We start from the raw sequence: 17929 nt of genomic DNA on the forward strand, positions 1-17929 counted from the left end.
TGGCATACAGAATACGGCATACACCATGCCAGCAATCTACCTCCGCGAGTGACCGGTCTTCTACCCCCTCCCTCCGATCTTCTATCCGTCCAGCAGGAGATCGTGGAGGTCGGCCGCCTGCACGCGGCCCTCGGCGTCCAGCCCCCGGGCGGCGTAGTAGCCGGCGACCATCGAGCGCAGGCGGTCGGCGTCCAGTGCCGCGCGGCGGCCTGAGCCCAGCTCCAGCGGCGTCTCCAGCATCCGGGCGGGCAGCGTGTCGTCGGCCGCGGTGGCCCCCTCGCGCAGGTTGAACGCCCGTTTGGCGCGGACGATGCGCCGGGCGGCGGCGCGCAGCTCGGCCGCGTCCAGCGGCCATCCGGTGACCAGCGCGAGCAGCCGGGCCCATTCGGTGAAAGGGTCGTCGAAGACGCCGCGCAGGAACTTGCACAGGATCATCGAGTCCATCACCGCGGCCCGATCCTCGGTGCCGACGGCGGCGGCGACGTGGGCGGCACCGCCGGACAGGCGGTCGAGCTCGCCCGACAGGTCGGCCTCGTAGGCGCCGGAGCGGTTGTGGTCGGCTCCCCTGGCGTTCACCGCGAGCCCGAGTGCCATGGCCTGGAGGCTGCGTGGCTCGTAGCCGGGCAGCTCCAGCCCCTTGACCTGCGGCGCGAAGTCGATCGAGGAGTGCCCCACCACGGCCGCCGCCCGGCGTGAGCCCTGCGCGAGCAGCTCGCCCAGGCCGGGCGAGCGCTCCCCGATCGCGTCCAGGGCGCGCAGCAGCGCGGCGCCGTCGCCGAAGCGCAGCCACGGCTCGTCGAGCAGGCCGCGCTCGGCGCACTCCATCGCCCACGCGATCGTGCCGCCCGCCGAGATGGTGTCGATGCCCAGCTCGTCGCAGCGGGCGCTGGCCGCGAACACCTCGTCGGGGTCGGACACGCCGCACAGCGGGCCGAGCGCGAAGACGTTCTCGTACTCCATGCGCTGCTTGCCGCCGCCCTTGCGGGAGTAGATGTGCTCGCAGCCGATGGAGCACGACGCGCAGCTGTTACGGGCCACGCCGCGCAGCTCGTGCAACTCCTCGGCGGCCAGCCGGGGCGCGCCCTCGAACGTCGCCGCGGTGAAGTTGCGGGTGGGCAGGGTGCTGACGGCGTTGAAGGCCAGGAGGTTGGCCAGCGTGCCCAGCTCACGGTACTTGGCGGTGGCCGGGCCGAAGCTGCGCCGCCGCAGGTCGCGGGCGGCGGCCAGGACCCCGGGCTGGTCCGCCACCGAGACCTTGGTCGCGGCCCTGACCAGCACGGCCTTGAGGTTCTTGGCGCCCATCACCGCGCCCAGGCCGCCCCGGCCGGCGTGGCGGCCGTCATGGCTGATGGTCGCGAACCGCACCTGGCGCTCGCCCGCCGGGCCGATCGCCGCGGTGCGCCAGGTGCGGCCGAACCGCTCCCGCGCCGCGCTCTCCGCCTCGGCCGCGGACATCCCGGCCAGCTCGGGGGCCGGGACGAGCCGCACGCCGTCGCCGTCGATCAGCAGCACCGACAGCTCGTCGGCCCGGCCGCGGATCACGATCGCGTCGTGGCCGGTCAGCTTGCCGGCGATGGCGAACTGGCTGGAGGCCAGGGCGTCGGTGAGCAGGCCGGTCAGCGGCGACTTGGCCACCACGGCGAACTTCGCGCTGGTGGTCAGCGGGGTGCCGACCAGCGCGGAGAACACGAAGGCCAGCGGCGCCTCCGGGCCCAGCGGGTCGGCCCCGGCGGGGGCCAGGCGGTGCAGCAGCCACGTGCCGAGGCCCACGCCGCCGAGGTAGGCGCGCAGCACCCGCTCGTCCAGCTCGTAGGGGGCGGCGCTCGCCTGCCCGCCGCTGACGTCGATGAGCAACGCTTGTCCGAAGAACCCGCCAGGCGTCATGTCCCGACTCTACGACCAGGCGGGCGCGCTCTCAGCCACCGGAACCTCTCCGGGCGGGAGGCTCAGCCGCCGGCGTCGGCGGACAGGAAGGCGACGGTGTCTCCGGTCACCAGCGGCAGGGCGGTGTCGCGGGTGACCTGGTCGCCGTTGAGCGCCGCCACCACGTGCCGGTCCAGGGTCAGCCCCACGGCGGCGGCCGCGGCGCCCAGCGTGGCGGCCCGTACGGCGTGCGGCCGGTGACCGCCGTTCCTGGCCAGCGCCCCGAACCGCTCCACTGTCACCTCGGGCGGCTCCCGGTCACGGGCCGCCGCGTAGTCGTCAGGGGAGTTGACGTTCACCACGGACTCCAGCTCCGGATCGTGGCGGGCCAGCTCCCTGTCGGCCAGCAGCTCCTCGTCGCTCAGCCGGCCGACCTCGCAGTGCTTGAACAGCATGCCCGGCCGCAGGTCCCCCTCGGCGAGCAGGCCCGCGACCAGCCCCGCCAGGGCGGTCCGGTACCCGGCGGCCAGCGGCTGCCTGAAGCCCCTGGCCACCGGCAGTGCGACGTCTGTGCCGGGGGTCAGGGCGCGCAGCACCCGCCGGACGAAGGCCGGGTGCAGGAACGGCATGTCGGTGGAGCACACGAACGCCGTCTCGGCCCGGTCGGCCACCGCCGCGAGCCCCACGGCCAGCCCCTGCATGGGGCCCAGCCCCTCGACGGGATCCTCGGCCACCGAGACGCCCTGCGGCAGCGGCGGCAGCTCCTGCCCCGGCGCGGCGACCACGACGACCGGGCCGTCCACCGTCCTGGCGAGCACCGCCGTCGCCCGGTACAGCAGCGTCGAGCCGTGCCATTCCAGCCAGGCCTTCGGCCGCCCCATCCGGGTGGAGCGCCCACCCGCCAGCACCACGCCCGCAGCAGTCCGCATGCTCGCATGCTAGGCCACGCGGTGGATCAACCACGCCCCGGCGGAGATCCGCCGGCCGCGGGGCGTGCTGCCCTTGACTGCGCCGATTTTCCCTGTCTACTGGTAGGAAGACACGGAAAGGGTGGTGGTCGCATGCCGTACGGCGAACGGGGACGGGCGGACCTGCCGGGCAGGCGCGCGCTGCTGCGCACGATCCCGGCAGTGGGCGGGCTCGCCCTGCTGGGCGGGCCGCTCGCGGGCAGGGCGGCAGGCAGGACGGCGGGCAGGACGGCGGGCCCGCCGATCGTCAAGCCGCTGATCGACGCGGCGGCCTGGCGGTTGCGGGTGCACGGCTCAGGGGTACGGCGGCCGCAGGAGCTGAGCTACGGCCAGCTGCGCTCGATGCCGTCGGTGGCCCTGGACGCGGCGATCGAGTGCGCGGGCAACGGGCGCTCGTTCTTCGCCACCCAGCGGGGCCAGGAGGCGTCCGGCACCCCGTGGCGGCTCGGCGGGATCGGGGTGGCGCGCTGGCGCGGCGTGCCGCTGCCGCCCGACCACGGCTTCCCCGTGCGGGTGGTGGTGCCGTCCTGGATCGGGATCGCCTCGATCAAGTGGGTGGGCGACCTCCAGGTGTCAGCCGAGCCGCTGTCCTCGCCGTGGGATACCCGGTTCTACCGCTTCTTCGGCCCCGGCTACCCGGAGGGTGGCAGCCCGCCGCTAGCCGAGCAGGTCACCAAGAGCGCCTTCGAGCTGCCCTGGGGGGCCGCCGTGCCGTCCGGCTCGCCGTACCCGCTGCGCGGCAGGTCGTGGTCGGGGTGCGGGCGGATCGTCCGGGTGGAGGTGAGCACGGACGGCGGCGCCCGCTGGCGGCCCGCCAGGCTGCCGGACGGCGGGCGCGGCTCGGCGTGGACGCGCTGGCGGGCGACCTGGCCCGACCCGCTGCCCGGCGAGCGGCGGCTGCTGGCCCGGGCCACGGACGAGACCGGGGCCGTGCAGCCTGCCACCACGCGCTTCAACGAGCTGGGTTACCTGTTCGACGCGATCGTCGCCCACCCCGTGCAGGTCAGCTAACGGCGCTGCCGGGGGCGTCGAAGTGGGCGGTGCTGTACTCCACCAGCATCGCCCGGCCCTTGATCTCGGCCGCCGCCTCGGCCCCGACGAGCCCCTGCCCCGGTAGCTGGCCCGCGCCGCGCTCGGGGCCGAGCGGGACGAGGATCACCGCGGGCTGGGGCTCGTAGGCGACGGCCTCGCCCTCGCCGGTGATCAGCGCGCGCAGGTTCGCGGCCAGCAGCTCGGCCTGCCGCCCGGCGAAGCCGGCCATGTTCCTGTCGGCGTCGGAGATGTCGCCGATGGCGTAGACGCGCTCGTGCCCGAGCACCCGCAGGGACGGGTCCACCCGTACGTAGCCCTGGGCGTCCCTGGCCTCGGCGAGGCTTCCGCGCAGGTAGCCGGTGCGGGGCTCGACGCCGAAGCAGCGGAACCAGACGTCGGCGGTCAGCTTCTCCCCCGCCTCGGTCGCGATCGCGATCGGCGCGGCGGTGGCGGGCGGCGCCTCGGGCAGCTCCCGCAGCGGGCTGCCCAGCTTGAGCTCGACGCCCAGCTCGTCGAGCTGCCTGCGCAGCTCCTCGCGCAGCTCCTGCTCGAACGGGCCGGGCAGGATGTCGGGGGCGGCGTCGGCGAGCGTGACGTGCTTGCCCGGGAACGTGGCCTTGATCTCCCCCGCCAGCTCCAGCCCCACCGGCCCGGCGCCGACCAGCAGCACCCGCTCGGCTCCCGCCAGGGCCTCGTGCGCGGCGCGCGCCTCGGCCTTGGCCAGCTCGGCGTCCGGCTTGCCGGCCTTGGCCGGGAACGGGTACGCCGACCCGGTGGCCAGCACCAGGTGGTCGGGTCGCAGGACGGCCCCGGAGGCGAGCGTGACCCGCGTGCCGTCCACGGCCACCGCGTGGTCGCGCAGGAACCGGCCGTGCGTGAGCAGCCGCCGGTACGGCACGAAGATCCGGTCCAGCCACTCCGGCTCGACCAGCGCCCGCCAGGCGGCCACGTTGTGCATGAACGCGTCGGACGGATCCACCAGCGTCACGTCGGCCACGTCGTCGAGCAGCCTGGCCACCTTGGACCCGCCGTAGCCGCCGCCCAGCACCACGATCTCGGGACGCACTCGCGCCTTCTCCCCCATCACGGTCTCCTTACTAGTCATCGAGATGCGCCTAGGTTATTCAGATGGGCTAGCAAAATCAAAGTGACCATGTTTCTGGTAGCTCGGACCTCGCTTGAGAATCGCTTGCGTATCTAAACGTCGTGATCTACGGTGTCCTGCGTTAGATACGGATGCGTACCCTAAACAGTCTTCAAGAACAGGACGCCCTGATGAGCGTGGCCGAGCAGCCATCGAACGTGAGCACCGCCGGGATGCGGCGGATCCTGCCGCCGGAGGTGGTGGAGCGAGGGCCCGACCCCTTCGCCCCGCCGCCGGGCCTGCGGGGCGGCGGCCCGGTCCGGCCGCTGGACCTGCTGAACGGCGCGCGGGCGTGGCTGGTGACGGGGTTCGAGGAGGCCCGTACCGTGCTGTCGGACGCCCGGTTCAGCGCCGACAAGCTGCGCCACCGCGACGCCACGTCGCCGCGCCCGCCCGCGGAGCCGCCCCGGGGCGCGCGTGCGGACGGCGCGTTCGTCTTCATGGACCCGCCGGAGCACACCCGGCTGCGGCGGCCACTGACCAGCCAGTTCACGGTGCGGCGGATGCGCGAGCTGGAGTCGCGGGTCAGGGAGATCGCGGTCGGGCACATCGAGGCGATGCGGGCGGCGGGCACTCAGGCCGACCTGGTGCCGGCGTTCGCGCTGCCGCTGCCGTCGCTGGTCATCTGCGAGCTGCTCGGCGTGGACTACGCCGACCGCGCGGAGTTCCAGGAGCGCACGGCGGTCGGGCTGAGCGCGAGCGCGACCCCGGCCGAGCAGGCCGTGGCGCGCGCCGGGCTGCATGCGTTCATGGGGCGGCTGGTGTCGGCCAAGCGCGCGAAGCCCGCCGACGACCTCCTGTCGGGCCTCGTCCACGACACCGACCCGCCCCTGACGGACGCGCAGCTCACCGACGTCGCCCTGCTCCTGCTCACCGCGGGCCACGAGACCACGGCGAACATGCTGGGCCTGGGCACGTTCGCGCTGCTGGAGCACCCTGACCAGCTCGCGGCGCTGCGGGCCGAGCCCGGCCTGATCGACAACGCGGTGGAGGAGCTGCTGCGCTACCTGTCGATCATCCAGCTCGGGGTCAGCCGCGTCGCCACGGAGCCGGTGACGCTGGGCGGGGTGGACCTGCCGGCCGGCGCCACCGTCGTGATCGCCACGCCCGAGGTCAACCGGGACCCGCGGCACTGGACCGACCCCGACGTGCTCGACCTGCGGCGCCCGCGCACGCCGCACCTGGCGTTCGGGCACGGGGTGCACCAGTGCCTGGGCCAGCAGCTCGCCCGCATCGAGCTGCGGATCGGGCTGGGCGAGCTGCTCTCCCGCCTGCCAGGCCTGCGCCTGGCCGTGCCCGCCGGGCAGGTGCCCCTGCGCGACGAGATGCTCGTCTTCGGCGTACGCTCGCTGCCCGTCACCTGGTCCTGAGAGCGGGGGTCACGCCGCCGTCAGGTAACGGGTGAACATCGCGACCAGCTCGTCCTCCAGCCGCCGCAGATCGACGGGCTCGTGCTCGGCGACGACCTGGTGCACGACCAGCTCGATCGTGGCGTTGATGATTCTGGCGGCAGTCTCGACGTCGGACACCCGCACCTCCGGGTAGCGGCCCAGCAGGTCGCGGGTGTGGGCGTTGCGCATGTCCTTGGTCTCGTAGACCTTGCGCACCAGCTCGGGCGAGCGTGGCGCCTGCTCCACCATGACGCGCAGCAGCCGCGGGTCCTCCAGGTGGTTGGCGATGGCGGCCTGCACGAAGACCCGCATGAGCCCCTCCACGGTGCCGGGCAGCTCCTCAGCCTGACGGCGGGCGGACTCGGCGGCGCCGCTGTCGAGGTGGCCGCGCACCAGCTCCAGGAGGATGGCGTCCTTGTTCGGATAGTACTGATACAGCGATCCGATCGACACGCGGGCGCGCTCGGCGATCCGGTTGGTGGTGCCGGCGGCGTAGCCGTACTCGGCGAAAACGTGAGCAGCCGCCTCGAGGATGCGCTTGCGGGTGAGCTCGGCGCGGACCTGCCGCGGCTGTTTGCGCGGGTGGAGCGGTTGTTCCCTGGGCATCGCCGGTCTCCTGTCGCAGGGCGGGAAAGCGAGTAGTCAAAGAACTGAAGAATTACTCATAATAGTGCTCTGAGCAGGCAAAACGCGACATTCATCGCGCGCTGCCACCCCGCCTCGCCATCGATCCGTGAGGAGAACATCAGGTGCTGCCCAAGGTACGCCTGCCGGAGACCCGACACATGATCACCCTGGAGGTCGTCAGGAACACCAGGCTGAGCCCCCACTTCACCTCCGTCACCCTCGGCGGCCCGGAGCTGGAACGGCTGCACCCGATGGGCTTCGACCAGACCGTACGGCTGTTCTTCCCCCGGGAGGGGCAGGCCGGGCTCCGGATGCCGACGCTGTCCAACGAGGCCTGGATGGCGCAGGTCCTGCTGCTGCCGAAGTCGCGCCGGCCCTGGGTGCGCAACTACACGCTGCGGCGGGTGCGGCCCGAGGTGAACGAGGTGGACATCGAGTTCGCTCTGCACGGCACGGAGAGCCCGGCCTCGGCGTGGGCGCTGCGGGCCCGGCCCGGCGAGCCGGCCGGCATCTTCGACATGGGCATCAGTTACCTGCCGCCGGCGGAGGCCGCCTGGCACCTGCTCGTCGCGGACGAGAGCGCGCTGCCCGCCGTCCTGGCGATCCTGGACAGCGCGCCCGACTCGCTCGTGGCCGAGGTCTTCCTGGAGGTGCCCGAAAGTGCGGACATCCGGGGGGACGTGCGGGGTCCGGCGGGCGTACGGATCCACTGGCTGCCCCGCGACGGCGCCGGCACCATGCCGGGGCAGCTGGCGCTGGAGACCGTCAAGCGGGCGGTCCTGCCCGGCGGGCGCTTCTACACGTGGGTGGCGGGCGAGTCGCGGCTGCCGACCGGGTTGCGGCGGCATCTGGTGAACGATCGGGGGACCGCCAAGGGGGACATCGCGTTCCTGGGCTACTGGCGGCACGGCCGGTCGAGCCCGGGCTGAGTATCGACGATATCTTTTTTGTGGTTCCATCGATATTTCCAGTGATACTCTTCGAGGTGTTTCCATCGGAGGATCACTGGAGTGCGACATGATCATCGTGACCGGCGCCACCGGACAGCTCGGGCGCCAGATCGTCGAACGGCTGCTGGCCCGCGTACCGGCTGACCGGATCGGGCTGAGCGTCCGCGACCCGCGCAAGGCGCGGGTGTTCGCCGAGCAGGGCGTGCGGGTGCGGCGGGGGGACTTCGCCGACGCCGGGAGCCTCGCCCACGCCTTCGAGGGGGCCACCCAGGTGCTGGTCACCTCGGTCGACCGGTTCGGCGGCGAGGCCGTACGGCAGCATCGGGCCGCCATCGGCGCGGCCGTCGCGGCGGGCGCCCGCCGCGTGCTCTACACCAGCCACATGGGGGCGGGGGCGTCCTCACGGTTCCAGGCGTGCCGCGATCACGCCGCGACGGAGGAGGTGCTGCGCGGGTGCGGCGTGCCGTACACCGCGCTGCGCAACGGGTTCTACGCCGCCGCCGCGCTGCAGTTCCTCGGTCAGGGGCCGCAGTCGGGCGAGATCGCGTTGCCCGCGGACGGGGCGGTCAGCTGGACCTGTCATGAGGATCTGGCCGAGGCGGCTGCTGTGATCCTGGCTGATGAGGGGTGCTTCGAGGGGGCTACTCCGCCGCTCACCGCGGGGCGGGCGTTCGGCTTCGACGATGTCGCCCGGGTCGTGGGGGAGGTCACCGGGCGGGCCGTCAGCCGGAGTGTCGTGAGCGATGGCGGGTTTCTGCGGCAGTTGATGGAGCATGGGGTGCCGGGGGAGCGTGCGCAGCACCTACTCGATGTGTTCCTCGCCAGCCGGGCGGGCGAGTTCGCCGCCGTTGATCCGGCGCTGGGCCGCTTGCTGCGGCGCGAGCCCCTCTCGCTGGACACCGTGCTGCGCAAGCACCTGGCCGCCGCTTGAGGCGGCGACCGCCTGCGTGAGCGCCGGCCGCCGTCAGCGCTCGCCGCCGTCAGTGCCGGGCGGCGGCCAGGCGGTCGAGCCATTCGGCGAGGAGCCGCTGCTCGGCCTCGCTGAGCGCCGTCTGCTGGGGCAGCACGGCACGCAGCGCCCGGGCGGCGCCGGCCGGGCCGGGGTCCTGGACGGCCGGTTCGTCCGTCGTGACGGCGGCGACCATGGACTCGCGCAGCGTGCTCAGCAGGGCCGGGTCGCGCCCGTCCTCGGGGAGCGAGAGCCAGGTGAGCACGGCCCCGCGCGCGGTGGCGTGGATGAGGGCGGCGGCGAGCGCCTCGTCCACGCGCAACCGGCCGGCGGCGGCGAGGCGGCGGATGCGCCCGAGGAGGATCTCCATGCCGGCCCGGAACGCGGCCGAGTCCGTGCCGCGCCGGGGCTCGCCGTACATCACCGCGTAGAGCGCCGGGTTGGCGAGCCCGAACTCCACGGCGAGGTCCCAGCCCGCCCGCAGGTCGTCCACCGGGTCCTCAGGGGCGGGGACGGCGCGCTTGGCCTCCAGGAACCGGGCGTAGCCGTGCTCGGCCACGGCGTCGAGCAGCCCGTCCATGTCCTCGAAGTGCCGGTAGATGGCGGGCGGCTGCACCCCGGCCGCCGCGGCGACCGCCCGGGTGGTGACCGCCTCCCTCCCCTCGCGCGCGAGAAGGCCGGCGGCGGCCTCGATGACCCGCTGGCGGGTCAGCTCACGCCCGCCCGCCCCCTCCGGTACGGCGCCCGTCTTCGATCTCCTCGGCATGGAGGCGATGATACCGGTGGCTTCGGATCAGCGTGAGTATCACTGGAACCAAATGAGGGCCGGTCAGGCGGGGGTCTCGGCGGTCGCGGTCAGGACCGCGCGGCCGAGGAGGTGGCCGGCGATGGTGAAGCCGAGGTAGGCGGGGGTGGCCTCGGCCGGGACGCCGATGGTCTCCACGTCGAGGGCGTGCACCACGGTGAAGTAGCGGTGCGGGCCGTGGCCCGCCGGCGGGGCGGCGCCGATGAAGCGGGCCAGGCGGGCGTCGTTGGGCAGCTGGTAGGCGCCCGCGGGCAGGCCGGAGCCGGTGTCGTCGCCCGCGCCCGCCGGCAGCTCGGTGACCTCGGCCGGGATGTCGGCCACGGCCCAGTGCCAGAACCCGGAGCCGGTCGGCGCGTCCGGGTCGTACACCGTCACGGCGTAGCTCTTCGTGCCCTCCGGCGCGCCGCTCCAGGACAGCTGCGGGGAGACGTCCCGACCGGACAGCTGCTCGGCGGGCCAGGGATCGCCGTCGGCCAGCGTGGTGCTGGTGACGGTGAAGGAGGGCACCTCGGGGAGGCGGGCGAAGGGGTTGTTCGGGTTCGTCACGTCGTTCCTCTGCGATGTTGCGGCGGCGCCGCCAGTGGCGCCATCCGGACAGGATCGACGATAACACGAATAATCGATTATTTGGCAAATGGTCTATGCTGAAGGCATGACGCGGACGGCCGACCCATCGTCGAAGCAGATGCTCTCCGAACGGGTGCACGCCCGGCTCCAAGAGGCGATCATGAGAGGCGAGTACGCCCCTGGCGAGGCGCTCAAGCCGCAGGAGCTGGCCCAGCAGCACCAGGTCAGCCTGGCCGTCGTCCGCGAGTCCCTGGTGCGGCTGGTCGGTGACGGCCTCGCCGTGCGGCTGACGAACCGCGGCTTCGCGGTGCCCGACTTCTCCGACCGGCGCTGGGAGGAGATCGCCGAGGCCCGCCGTACGGTGGAGCCGGTCATGCTGCGCCTGGCGATCGAGCGCGGCGACCTCGACTGGGAGGCCCGCGTGCGCGCGGCCCACCACCGCCTGGCCCGCACCCCGGCCCACGTGCCGGAGGAAGGCGAGCATTACAGCAGCGCGTGGTCGGAGGCGCACCGCGTCTTCCACCGGACGCTGCTCGACGGGTGCGGCAATCCCGTGCTGCTGGAGACGTTCGACCGGTTGTGGACCGCCAGCGAGCTGGCCCGCCGCTGGTCCGCCCGCCGCATGCCCGGCCGCGACGGCGTCGCGGAGCATCGCCGCCTGGAGGAGGCGGCCCTGGCCCGCGACGCGGACACCGCCGCCGAGGTGCTGGTCAGGCATCTGACGCTGACCGTCGCCGGGCTGACCTCCTGCTCCTGAAGGCCCGCACGGGGACGACTCCTGAAGGCCCGCACGGGGACGACCTCCGTCGGAGAGCCGCGGCCTTGCGGAGACCCACCGCCGGCGGCAACGATCACAGGGCCGTCCGGCACCGGTACCGTCTCCGCTCACCGCCGACCGTGGTGACGCCTTTCCCTGGGGGCCCGCATGCGCTGGGAAGAGCTCGATCTCACCGACCCGGGCACGTTCCTGCTCGGCGCGCCGCACGAGCTCTTCGCCCGGCTGCGCCGCGAGGACCCGGTCTTCCTGCACCGCCGTCCGGACCGGCCGCACTTCTGGGTCGTCACGGGCTACGCGGACGTGGTGCGGATCTCCCGCGACTGGTCGTCGTTCTCCGCCGGACGCAACGGGGCGTTCCTCGACGAGCAGCCCGATGACGGCGCCCGGACGATGGCCAGCCTGGACCCGCCCGAGCACGGCGAGCTGCGCGCCCTGATCGACGGCGCGTTCACGGCCGAGGCCGTCGCGCGGCGTGCGGGCCGGGTGCGCGCGCTGTGCGGGCAGGTCCTGGACCGGGTCTCCGGACGCGGCGAGTGCGACTTCGTGCGGGACGTCGCGGCCGAGTTCGCGATCGCGGTGCTGGCCGACCTGGCCGGGTTCCCCGACGAGGAGGACCGGCACAGGGTGCTGCGGCTGACCGGCGTCCTCGACGACCCCGAGGAGCCGCCCGGCAGCGCGGCGCGGGCCACGATGGGGATCTTCGAGCTGGCGCACGAGCTGGCCGACTGGCGGCGCCGGGCGCCGGCGGACGACCTGATCAGCGTCCTGGCCGGCGGGCCGCTGTCGCGCCGCGCGTACGAGCTGCTGTTCCTGCTGCTCGCCACGGCCGGGCAGCTGAGCACGCGGCACCTGCTCTCCGGCGCCATGCTGGCCCTGGCCGTCCATCCCGAGCAGTGGCGGCTGCTCGTGGCGGATCCCGGCGTGCTCGGCACCGGAGTGGAGGAGATGATGCGGTGGGTGACACCGGCCATGCGGTTCCAGCGCACGGCCACCCGCGACACGACGATCGGCGGGCGGCGCGTGACGGCGGGCGAGCGGGTCGTGCTCTACCTGATCTCGGCGAACCGGGACGAGAGCGTCTTCGACCGGCCGGAGCGCTTCGACCTCACCCGCACGCCCAACCCGCATGTCGCCTTCGGCGGCGGCGGGCCGCACGTGTGCCTGGGCGAGCACCTGGCGCGGCTGTCGGCCCGGGTCCTGTTCGAGGAGCTGGCCCGCCGGATGCCGGACCTCGAGCTCGCGGGTGCGCCGGAGTACCTGTGCTCGACCTTCGCCAACGGCATCCGGTCGATGCCGGTGCGGTTCACGCCCGGCGGCTGACCACCTTCGAGCCACTGCGGCAGGCTCGTCCCCGCGCCGGGCGGGACGCCGCCGCTCCTGCTGGTCAGCCGGCGGTGACGCCGCTCCCGGTGCTCAGCCCGCGGTCGCGACCTTCCACAGGTAGCCGTCGGGGTCGCTGAAGCAGCCGGAGTAGCCGCCCCACTCGGCGGCCTCCGCCTCCTTGAGAACCGTGGCGCCCGCCGCCACCGCGGTGCGCATGGTCTCGTCCACCTCCTGCCTGGTGGCGGTGATGAAGTGGAAGGAGACGCCGCGGAAGCCCGAGCCCTCGGCCGGGACGCCGGCGTCCTGGGCCACCGCCTCCCAGTCGTAGAGCGCCAGCTTCGAGGACCCCTCGCCCAGGCTGCACCTGACGAAGCCCGGGTGGTCCTGCTCGATCTCGGCGCCCATGCCCTCGACGTAGAACTTCCTGGCGCGGTTCACGTCCTGGACCCCGAGCATGATCACGCTCGCCTGCAGTGACATGGTGGTCTCCACTCGCCCGATGCGGTTCCTGACCTTGCGGGGATCACGCTAGGGGGCGGGCGCCCGGGTCCGCTTCTTGAATCCTGACCGGTCGCGCCGCGGTGAAGACGCGCAGCGCGTCCAGGCCCGACACGCCGTAGACCTCCTCCACCGCGTCGGCCAGCAGGTGGCAGGTCATGAACCGGTCGAGCGGGGTGAGCCCGAGCCGGGTCAGGTGCAGGTAGGTGTAGTTGAGCAGCACCCGGTAGCGGCGGAAGGCCGGGGCGGCGAAGATCGCCTCGTGGTAGGCGGGGTTGTCGAAGACCAGGCGTTGCAGCTCGGTGGGCTCGCGGTGGGCCGGCGGGGGCGGGTCGCCGGGGCGGGTGCCGAACGCCTCGCCCGGCTCGACCGTGGGCTGGACGAGCCGGCCGTCGTCCATCATGGCCGCCACTCGAAGCGGGACTCCGGCGAGTCCAGCGCGTAGCCGATGAAGGCGATCTCCTCCGCGTACGCACGCAGCTCCACCTCGCTCAGCCCGTGCGCCCGCGCCTGCCGCGCGTCCACCACGAACCGCTGCTCGGCGAGCCGCCCCACCAGCCCCTCGACCATGGCCCGCCGGTCGCCAGGAAGGTCCGCGGTGAGCTCGGCCAGCGTGTGGCGGCCGGTCAGCACGGGTGCCAGCCGGGAGAGCCAGGCGTACGCCTGCCGCCCGCGTAGCGTGCACGCACCGTAGTCGCTGTGGACGTAGGCGCCGTCAGGGCATTCGACGAACCGTACGTCGTCCCGTAGCTGCGGTCTCATGGCCGGATCGGCTTTTGGGAGCGCTCCCATGAGCGGGATGTTACGAATGGAAAGCGTTTAAGTAAACCCCATATCACCCCTTTTAAGTGCATCTAATGACAGTTATGATCGCGAAATTCCCCTATTGAATTACGGAATGTCACCTACCAGATAAGGGGGTCAGGTGATCTCGATGTTGGCCATCATGCCCATGTCCTCGTGCTCGGCGTTGTGGCAGTGGAAGAGGTACCGGCCCCGGTAGCCGTCGAAGCGGGTGATGATCTCCACGGACTCCCCGGGACGCAACGAGACGGTGTCCTTCAGGCCCGCGTCGTGGGGCAGGGGCGGCCGGCCGCTGCGCGCGAGCACGCGGAAGCCGGCCAGGTGCAGGTGCACGGGATGGTGCACGTCGGCCACGAGCCGCCACACCTCGACGTCGCCGAGCGCGGTGGTGACGTCGGAGCGTGCCGGGTCGAACGGCAGGCCGCCGATCAGCCAGCCGTGACCGCCGTGCATCCGGCCCGTGCGGAAGGCGAAGTCGCGCACCCGTACGGCATCGGACCGGCGCCAGTCCGGCAGGTCGGCGGCCAGGGCGGCGGGGATCCGGCTGTCGTCGGCCGCCGCGCGCGCGACACGGAAGGCCATCACGTCGCGGGTGCGGCCGGTGCCGAGCCGGTTCAGCAGCCTGACGCGGCCACCGATGGGGACCCCCTTGAAGTCCACGACCAGGTCGTAGCGTTCGGCGGGGGCGATCGGCAGCAGGCGGTGGGTGACCGGCGCCGCGAGCAGGCCCTGGTCGGCGCCGATCTGGACGAGGTCGAGCCGGCGGCCGTCGTCGGTGACCGCTTCGAGCTCGTAGTGGCGGGCGTTGGAGGCGTTCAGCACGCGCAGCCGGTAGCGGGCCGCGTCCACCTCGTGCACGGGCCAGGGGGCGCCGTTGACCAGGATCACGTCCCCCATGACCCCGGCGAGGTAGGGGTCGCGGACGCCGGGCCGCGCGCGCAGGCCGGGGTCGAGCGCGGGGTAGTCGAGGGTGCCGTCGGCGGCGAAGGCGCGATCGGCGATCATGAGGGGCAGCTCGCGGGGCCCCGAGGGCAGGCCGAGCGCCTCCTCGGCGTCGTCGCGGACGATGTGCAGCCCGGCCAGGCCGCGCCAGATCGCCGGGGCGGTGAAGTCCATCCGATGGTCGTGGTACCACAGCAGCGCCGGGCGCTGGTCGAGCGGGAAGGTGTAGTCCCTGGTCAGCTCGGTCACCACCGCTCTCGGGTCGGGCATGCCGTGCCCCGCGTGGCCGCCTGCATGCGTCCAGTTCCGGGGCAGGACGAGGTCGGTGGGGTAGCCGTCGGAGGCGGCCGGGGTGCGACCGCCGTGCAGGTGCACCACGGTCGGCACGGGCAGCTCGTTGCGGTGCGTCACGGTGACCGGCCCGCCGCGTCGCGACTCGATCGTCGGGCCGGGGAAGGTTCCTCCGTACGTCCACAGCGGTGTCCTGACGCCGGGCAGGATCTCCGCGCTCGCCTCGCGCTGGACGATCTCGTACCGGCCCTGGGCGGTCGGCTGCAGGGTGGCGGGGATCGGCAGCGGCACCTGGTACGGGGGCGGCAGGGGCACGGCGCTGGTCAGCTCGGCGCCGGTGATCGACGGGCGCCTGGCCAGCGCGGCCGAGGTCGACAGGCCGGTGGCCGCGATCAGCCCGAGCGCCCCGCCGATGCCCAGGGCCCGCCTCCTGCTGACGCCGCGCTCACGCATCACGGGCCTCCTTCTGCGCGAGCTGCCGACCCCGGACGTCCTCCTGTACGAGCGTCCGACCCCGGACGGCCCCCTGTGCGAGAGGCCGGCGCCAGACGGTGGCGAACAGCCCGGCGAGCGCCACCACGGTGATCACGCCCAGCGGCAGGTGCAGCCACAACGCGCCGTCCAGCCCCGCGAAGTACTGCACGGTCTCGGCCGCCACCACCGCCGCCGTGGCCACGAACGGCCAGGCCAGGCGCAGCCGTACCCACACGACGATCGCCACGACCACCTGCACGTAGCCGAGCGAGCTGACCACGTCGGCGCCGATCGCGTGCCAGCGCAAGCTGTCGTAGTCGCCGGTCAGATACACCCCGGCGAACACCGGCTGCCCGGCGATCGCGGCGACGTGCGCGCTGACCACGGCGCGCAAGGTCCATCCCGCCGGTGTCGTGCCCGATCGCGGGCGGTCGGCCACGGTGGCCATCAGCTCCTCCTCATTCGGTTCCTTGAGCAGCACCGACGATATGCAGATCTGGCTATCCTGTCTAAGATCAATATCGCTATGGCGTTATGTGCGGGGAGGCATGATGGACCTGAACATGCTCAGGCAGTTCGTGGTGGTGGCCCGGCTGGAGCACCTCAGCCGCGCCGCCGACGAGCTCCGGGTCGCCCAGCCGTCGCTGAGCCGTACCATCGGGCGGCTGGAGAGCGAGCTGGGCGCCCCGCTGTTCGACCGCTCAGGCCGGCTCCGGCTGAACGAGACGGGCAGGCTCTTCCGTGGGTACGCCGAGCGCTGCCTCGGCGAGCTGGACGCCGGGCGGCGGGCCGTCGCCGAGGCCGTCAGCGAGGGGGCGGGCAGCGTGCGGCTGGCCTCGGAGACGTTCCTCACGCTCACCGGTCCGCTGGCGGCCTTCAAACGCGAGCATCCCGACGTCGAGGTCGGGCTGCACTGGACCCCCGCCGAGGAGATGGCGCGCCGGCTGCGGGCCCAGGAGATCGACCTGTGCGTGGCCTCGCAGCCGATCCACGCGGACGGGCTGGAGTCGGCGCGGCTGTTCGACGAACCCGTGGGGGTGGGCACGCCGGTCGGCCATCCGCTGGCGGAGCGGGCCGCCGTGAGCATCGACGAGCTCGCCGGCCAGCCCTTCGTCACCGCCCGCCCGGGGCACTGGATCCGCCGGCTGCTCGATCGGCTCTTCGCCGCGCGTGGTCTCACCCCGAAGATCGTCTGCGAGAGCGACGAGCCGAGCGCCATCGCGGAGCTGATCAGCGCCGGGCTCGGCATCGGGCTCGTCCCGGCCTTCGCCCGCCGCGCCGCCGTACGCACCGCCGGGGTGTGGGTCGCCGTCGACAGCCCCGACTGCCGGCGGACGGTCACCCTGTACTGGGGGGCGGACAGCCACCTTTCGACGGCCGCCCGCCTGATGCGCGGCACGATCACCGGCTGGGACTGGGGCACCGGCGAGCCACACGCCTGACCGGCCGACCGCGCCACGCCGGGACGCGGTGCGCACCCGCGCACGCCGACTTGTAGGGTTCCGGCGTGACCGGCACCCCTGATCCTCGACGCGTGGCCGAAGCGATCCTGCGTGAGCATGGCGTGGATCCAGGCGGCGCCCGGCGCGGCCGGGGCTGGACCAACGCCACGTGGCTGACCGACGAGCTGGTCGTCCGCGTCGCATCCAGGCCGGGCACGGCCGACCTGCTGCGCGAGAGGCGGCTGGCGGAGCTGCTTCCGGCGAAGGTCGGCTATCCCCCGGTCGTGGACGCCGGCGTCCGTGACGGTCACGAGTGGGTGCTGACCCGCCGGGTGCCCGGGGAGAACCTGGAAGAGGTGTGGCCGAAGCTGGACGCCGCCGCCCGATCCCGCGCCGTCGAGCAGCTGTGGCAGCGAGCCCGCCACGTCCACCGCGTGGACGTGGCCGCCGCCGCACCGCACGCCCGCGCCCGCTCCCCCTTCTTCCCCGAGACCCCGGCACAGGCGGCGGAGGCCCTGGAACGGCTCGTCTCGGCGGGCGGGCTCACCCCGGCCGAGGCCGAGGGGCTCGGCCGGACGCTCGACCGGTTCTGGGCCGCGCTGCCCCAGGCGCCCGTGGCGCTGAACCACGGCGACCTCTGCACGCCGAACACCCTGTGGCACGACGGCGAGGTCGTCGCCCTGCTCGACTTCGAGTTCGCCGTCGTCGCGCCCGTAGCCATCGACCTCAACGAGATCGTCAAGCTCGCCTTCGGCCCCGGCGACCAGGCGGAGCGGGCGCCGCTGCAGGCCGCCGTCCGCCGCGTCGCCGCGTCGGCGCTCGACGTCGCGGGCGGGCCGGACGTGCTCGTCGGCTACTCCGTGATGCTGGAGATGTGGGTGCTGGAGAACGAGCTCACCGCCGACGATCCCGACGAGAGCGACCGCGCCGACGCAGCCGCCATGCTCGCGGCCTTCGCCGAGGGGGACGGCGGCTACTTCGCTCCGCTCCTGCGCTGATCCCCCGCCGCCGGGCCCGCCCGCACCACCTCAGGGATCTTCTGTCCTGACATGTCGTGACTTGCTTCGAGTTTCGGCGGAAG

19 protein-coding genes are annotated in these 17929 nt (G+C 73.4%); 8 read left to right on the plus strand and 11 right to left on the minus strand.

The features are described 5' to 3' along the window. Nucleotides 1-81: 81 nt before the first annotated feature. Both LCN96_RS33110 and mobA read right to left on the minus strand, forming a co-directional pair. Nucleotides 82-1884: an aldehyde ferredoxin oxidoreductase family protein gene (locus tag LCN96_RS33110; RefSeq protein ID WP_225266356.1), complete on the minus strand. Its 1803-nt coding sequence runs from the start codon at nt 1882-1884 to the stop codon at nt 82-84. A 62-nt stretch (nt 1885-1946) separates the two neighbouring features. Further along, the gene (mobA, locus tag LCN96_RS33115; RefSeq protein ID WP_225266357.1) at nt 1947-2792 is read right to left on the minus strand and encodes a molybdenum cofactor guanylyltransferase; all 846 of its coding nucleotides are present in this window, start codon (nt 2790-2792) and stop codon (nt 1947-1949) included. Between the two features lie 132 nt (nt 2793-2924). Here mobA and LCN96_RS33120 point away from each other — a divergent pair, with 132 nt between their 5' ends. After that, on the plus strand, nt 2925-3842 hold the full coding sequence (locus LCN96_RS33120; protein ID WP_225266358.1) for a molybdopterin-dependent oxidoreductase: 918 nt from the start codon (nt 2925-2927) through the stop codon (nt 3840-3842). On the opposite strand, the gene LCN96_RS33125 is transcribed toward LCN96_RS33120, so the two are convergent. Beyond that, entirely contained in the window at nt 3835-4968 is a 1134-nt protein-coding gene (locus LCN96_RS33125) for an NAD(P)/FAD-dependent oxidoreductase (protein ID WP_225266359.1), read from the minus strand. The genes LCN96_RS33120 and LCN96_RS33125 overlap by 8 nt on opposite strands. A 170-nt stretch (nt 4969-5138) precedes the next feature. Here LCN96_RS33125 and LCN96_RS33130 point away from each other — a divergent pair, with 170 nt between their 5' ends. Then, the gene (locus LCN96_RS33130) at nt 5139-6377 is read left to right on the plus strand and encodes a cytochrome P450 (protein ID WP_225266360.1); all 1239 of its coding nucleotides are present in this window, start codon (nt 5139-5141) and stop codon (nt 6375-6377) included. Nucleotides 6378-6386: 9 nt separating this feature from the next. Here the strand turns inward: LCN96_RS33130 and LCN96_RS33135 are convergent, their stop codons facing one another. Next, nucleotides 6387-7004 carry a TetR/AcrR family transcriptional regulator gene (locus LCN96_RS33135; protein ID WP_225266361.1) on the minus strand — a complete coding sequence of 206 codons (618 nt, stop codon included), beginning with the start codon at nt 7002-7004 and terminating at the stop codon, nt 6387-6389. Nucleotides 7005-7183: 179 nt separating this feature from the next. Between LCN96_RS33135 and LCN96_RS33140 the strand changes: the two genes are divergently transcribed. Continuing rightward, nucleotides 7184-7954, plus strand: a complete 771-nt coding sequence (locus tag LCN96_RS33140) for a siderophore-interacting protein (RefSeq protein ID WP_225276110.1) — start codon at nt 7184-7186, stop codon at nt 7952-7954. A gap of 88 nt (nt 7955-8042) precedes the next feature. Then, nucleotides 8043-8906 (plus strand): NmrA family NAD(P)-binding protein, encoded by an 864-nt coding sequence (locus LCN96_RS33145; RefSeq protein WP_225266362.1) that lies wholly within the window; start codon nt 8043-8045, stop codon nt 8904-8906. A gap of 49 nt (nt 8907-8955) precedes the next feature. Here LCN96_RS33145 and LCN96_RS33150 read toward each other — a convergent pair whose 3' ends face one another. Together LCN96_RS33150 and LCN96_RS33155 are read right to left on the minus strand one after the other, a co-directional pair. After that, on the minus strand, nt 8956-9690 hold the full coding sequence (locus tag LCN96_RS33150; protein ID WP_225266363.1) for a TetR/AcrR family transcriptional regulator: 735 nt from the start codon (nt 9688-9690) through the stop codon (nt 8956-8958). Between the two features lie 63 nt (nt 9691-9753). After that, on the minus strand, nt 9754-10275 hold the full coding sequence (locus tag LCN96_RS33155; protein WP_225266364.1) for a YbhB/YbcL family Raf kinase inhibitor-like protein: 522 nt from the start codon (nt 10273-10275) through the stop codon (nt 9754-9756). Nucleotides 10276-10381: 106 nt separating this feature from the next. On the opposite strand from LCN96_RS33155, the gene LCN96_RS33160 reads away from it, so the two are divergent. Beyond that, the gene (locus tag LCN96_RS33160) at nt 10382-11053 is read left to right on the plus strand and encodes a GntR family transcriptional regulator (protein ID WP_225266365.1); all 672 of its coding nucleotides are present in this window, start codon (nt 10382-10384) and stop codon (nt 11051-11053) included. 168 nt (nt 11054-11221) lie between these two features. After that, nucleotides 11222-12394: a cytochrome P450 gene (locus LCN96_RS33165; protein WP_225266366.1), complete on the plus strand. Its 1173-nt coding sequence runs from the start codon at nt 11222-11224 to the stop codon at nt 12392-12394. Between the two features lie 93 nt (nt 12395-12487). Here LCN96_RS33165 and LCN96_RS33170 read toward each other — a convergent pair whose 3' ends face one another. The 5 genes from LCN96_RS33170 to LCN96_RS33190 form a co-directional block, all read right to left on the minus strand. Further along, complete coding sequence (locus tag LCN96_RS33170; protein WP_225266367.1) at nt 12488-12877, minus strand: VOC family protein; 390 nt, start codon at nt 12875-12877, stop codon at nt 12488-12490. 43 nt (nt 12878-12920) lie between these two features. Further along, nucleotides 12921-13298, minus strand: a complete 378-nt coding sequence (locus LCN96_RS33175) for a lantibiotic dehydratase C-terminal domain-containing protein (protein ID WP_263657348.1) — start codon at nt 13296-13298, stop codon at nt 12921-12923. Next, nucleotides 13295-13657 carry a hypothetical protein gene (locus tag LCN96_RS33180; RefSeq protein ID WP_225266369.1) on the minus strand — a complete coding sequence of 121 codons (363 nt, stop codon included), beginning with the start codon at nt 13655-13657 and terminating at the stop codon, nt 13295-13297. The genes LCN96_RS33175 and LCN96_RS33180 overlap by 4 nt, the downstream gene beginning before the upstream one ends. 159 nt (nt 13658-13816) lie before the next feature. Further along, nucleotides 13817-15385: a multicopper oxidase family protein gene (locus LCN96_RS33185; protein WP_225266370.1), complete on the minus strand. Its 1569-nt coding sequence runs from the start codon at nt 15383-15385 to the stop codon at nt 13817-13819. Next, nucleotides 15378-15887, minus strand: coding sequence for a hypothetical protein (locus tag LCN96_RS33190; RefSeq protein ID WP_225266371.1), 510 nt, complete (start codon nt 15885-15887; stop codon nt 15378-15380). Before LCN96_RS33190 ends, LCN96_RS33185 begins: the two co-directional genes overlap by 8 nt. Before the next feature lie 67 nt (nt 15888-15954). Between LCN96_RS33190 and LCN96_RS33195 the strand changes: the two genes are divergently transcribed. Further along, nucleotides 15955-16848, plus strand: a complete 894-nt coding sequence (locus tag LCN96_RS33195; RefSeq protein WP_225266372.1) for a LysR substrate-binding domain-containing protein — start codon at nt 15955-15957, stop codon at nt 16846-16848. 92 nt (nt 16849-16940) lie between these two features. Further along, nucleotides 16941-17846 carry a phosphotransferase family protein gene (locus LCN96_RS33200; RefSeq protein WP_225266373.1) on the plus strand — a complete coding sequence of 302 codons (906 nt, stop codon included), beginning with the start codon at nt 16941-16943 and terminating at the stop codon, nt 17844-17846. Nucleotides 17847-17929 lie beyond the last annotated feature (83 nt).

This window comes from Nonomuraea gerenzanensis (assembly GCF_020215645.1).
In the GTDB taxonomy this organism is placed as follows: Bacteria; Actinomycetota; Actinomycetes; order Streptosporangiales; family Streptosporangiaceae; genus Nonomuraea; species Nonomuraea gerenzanensis.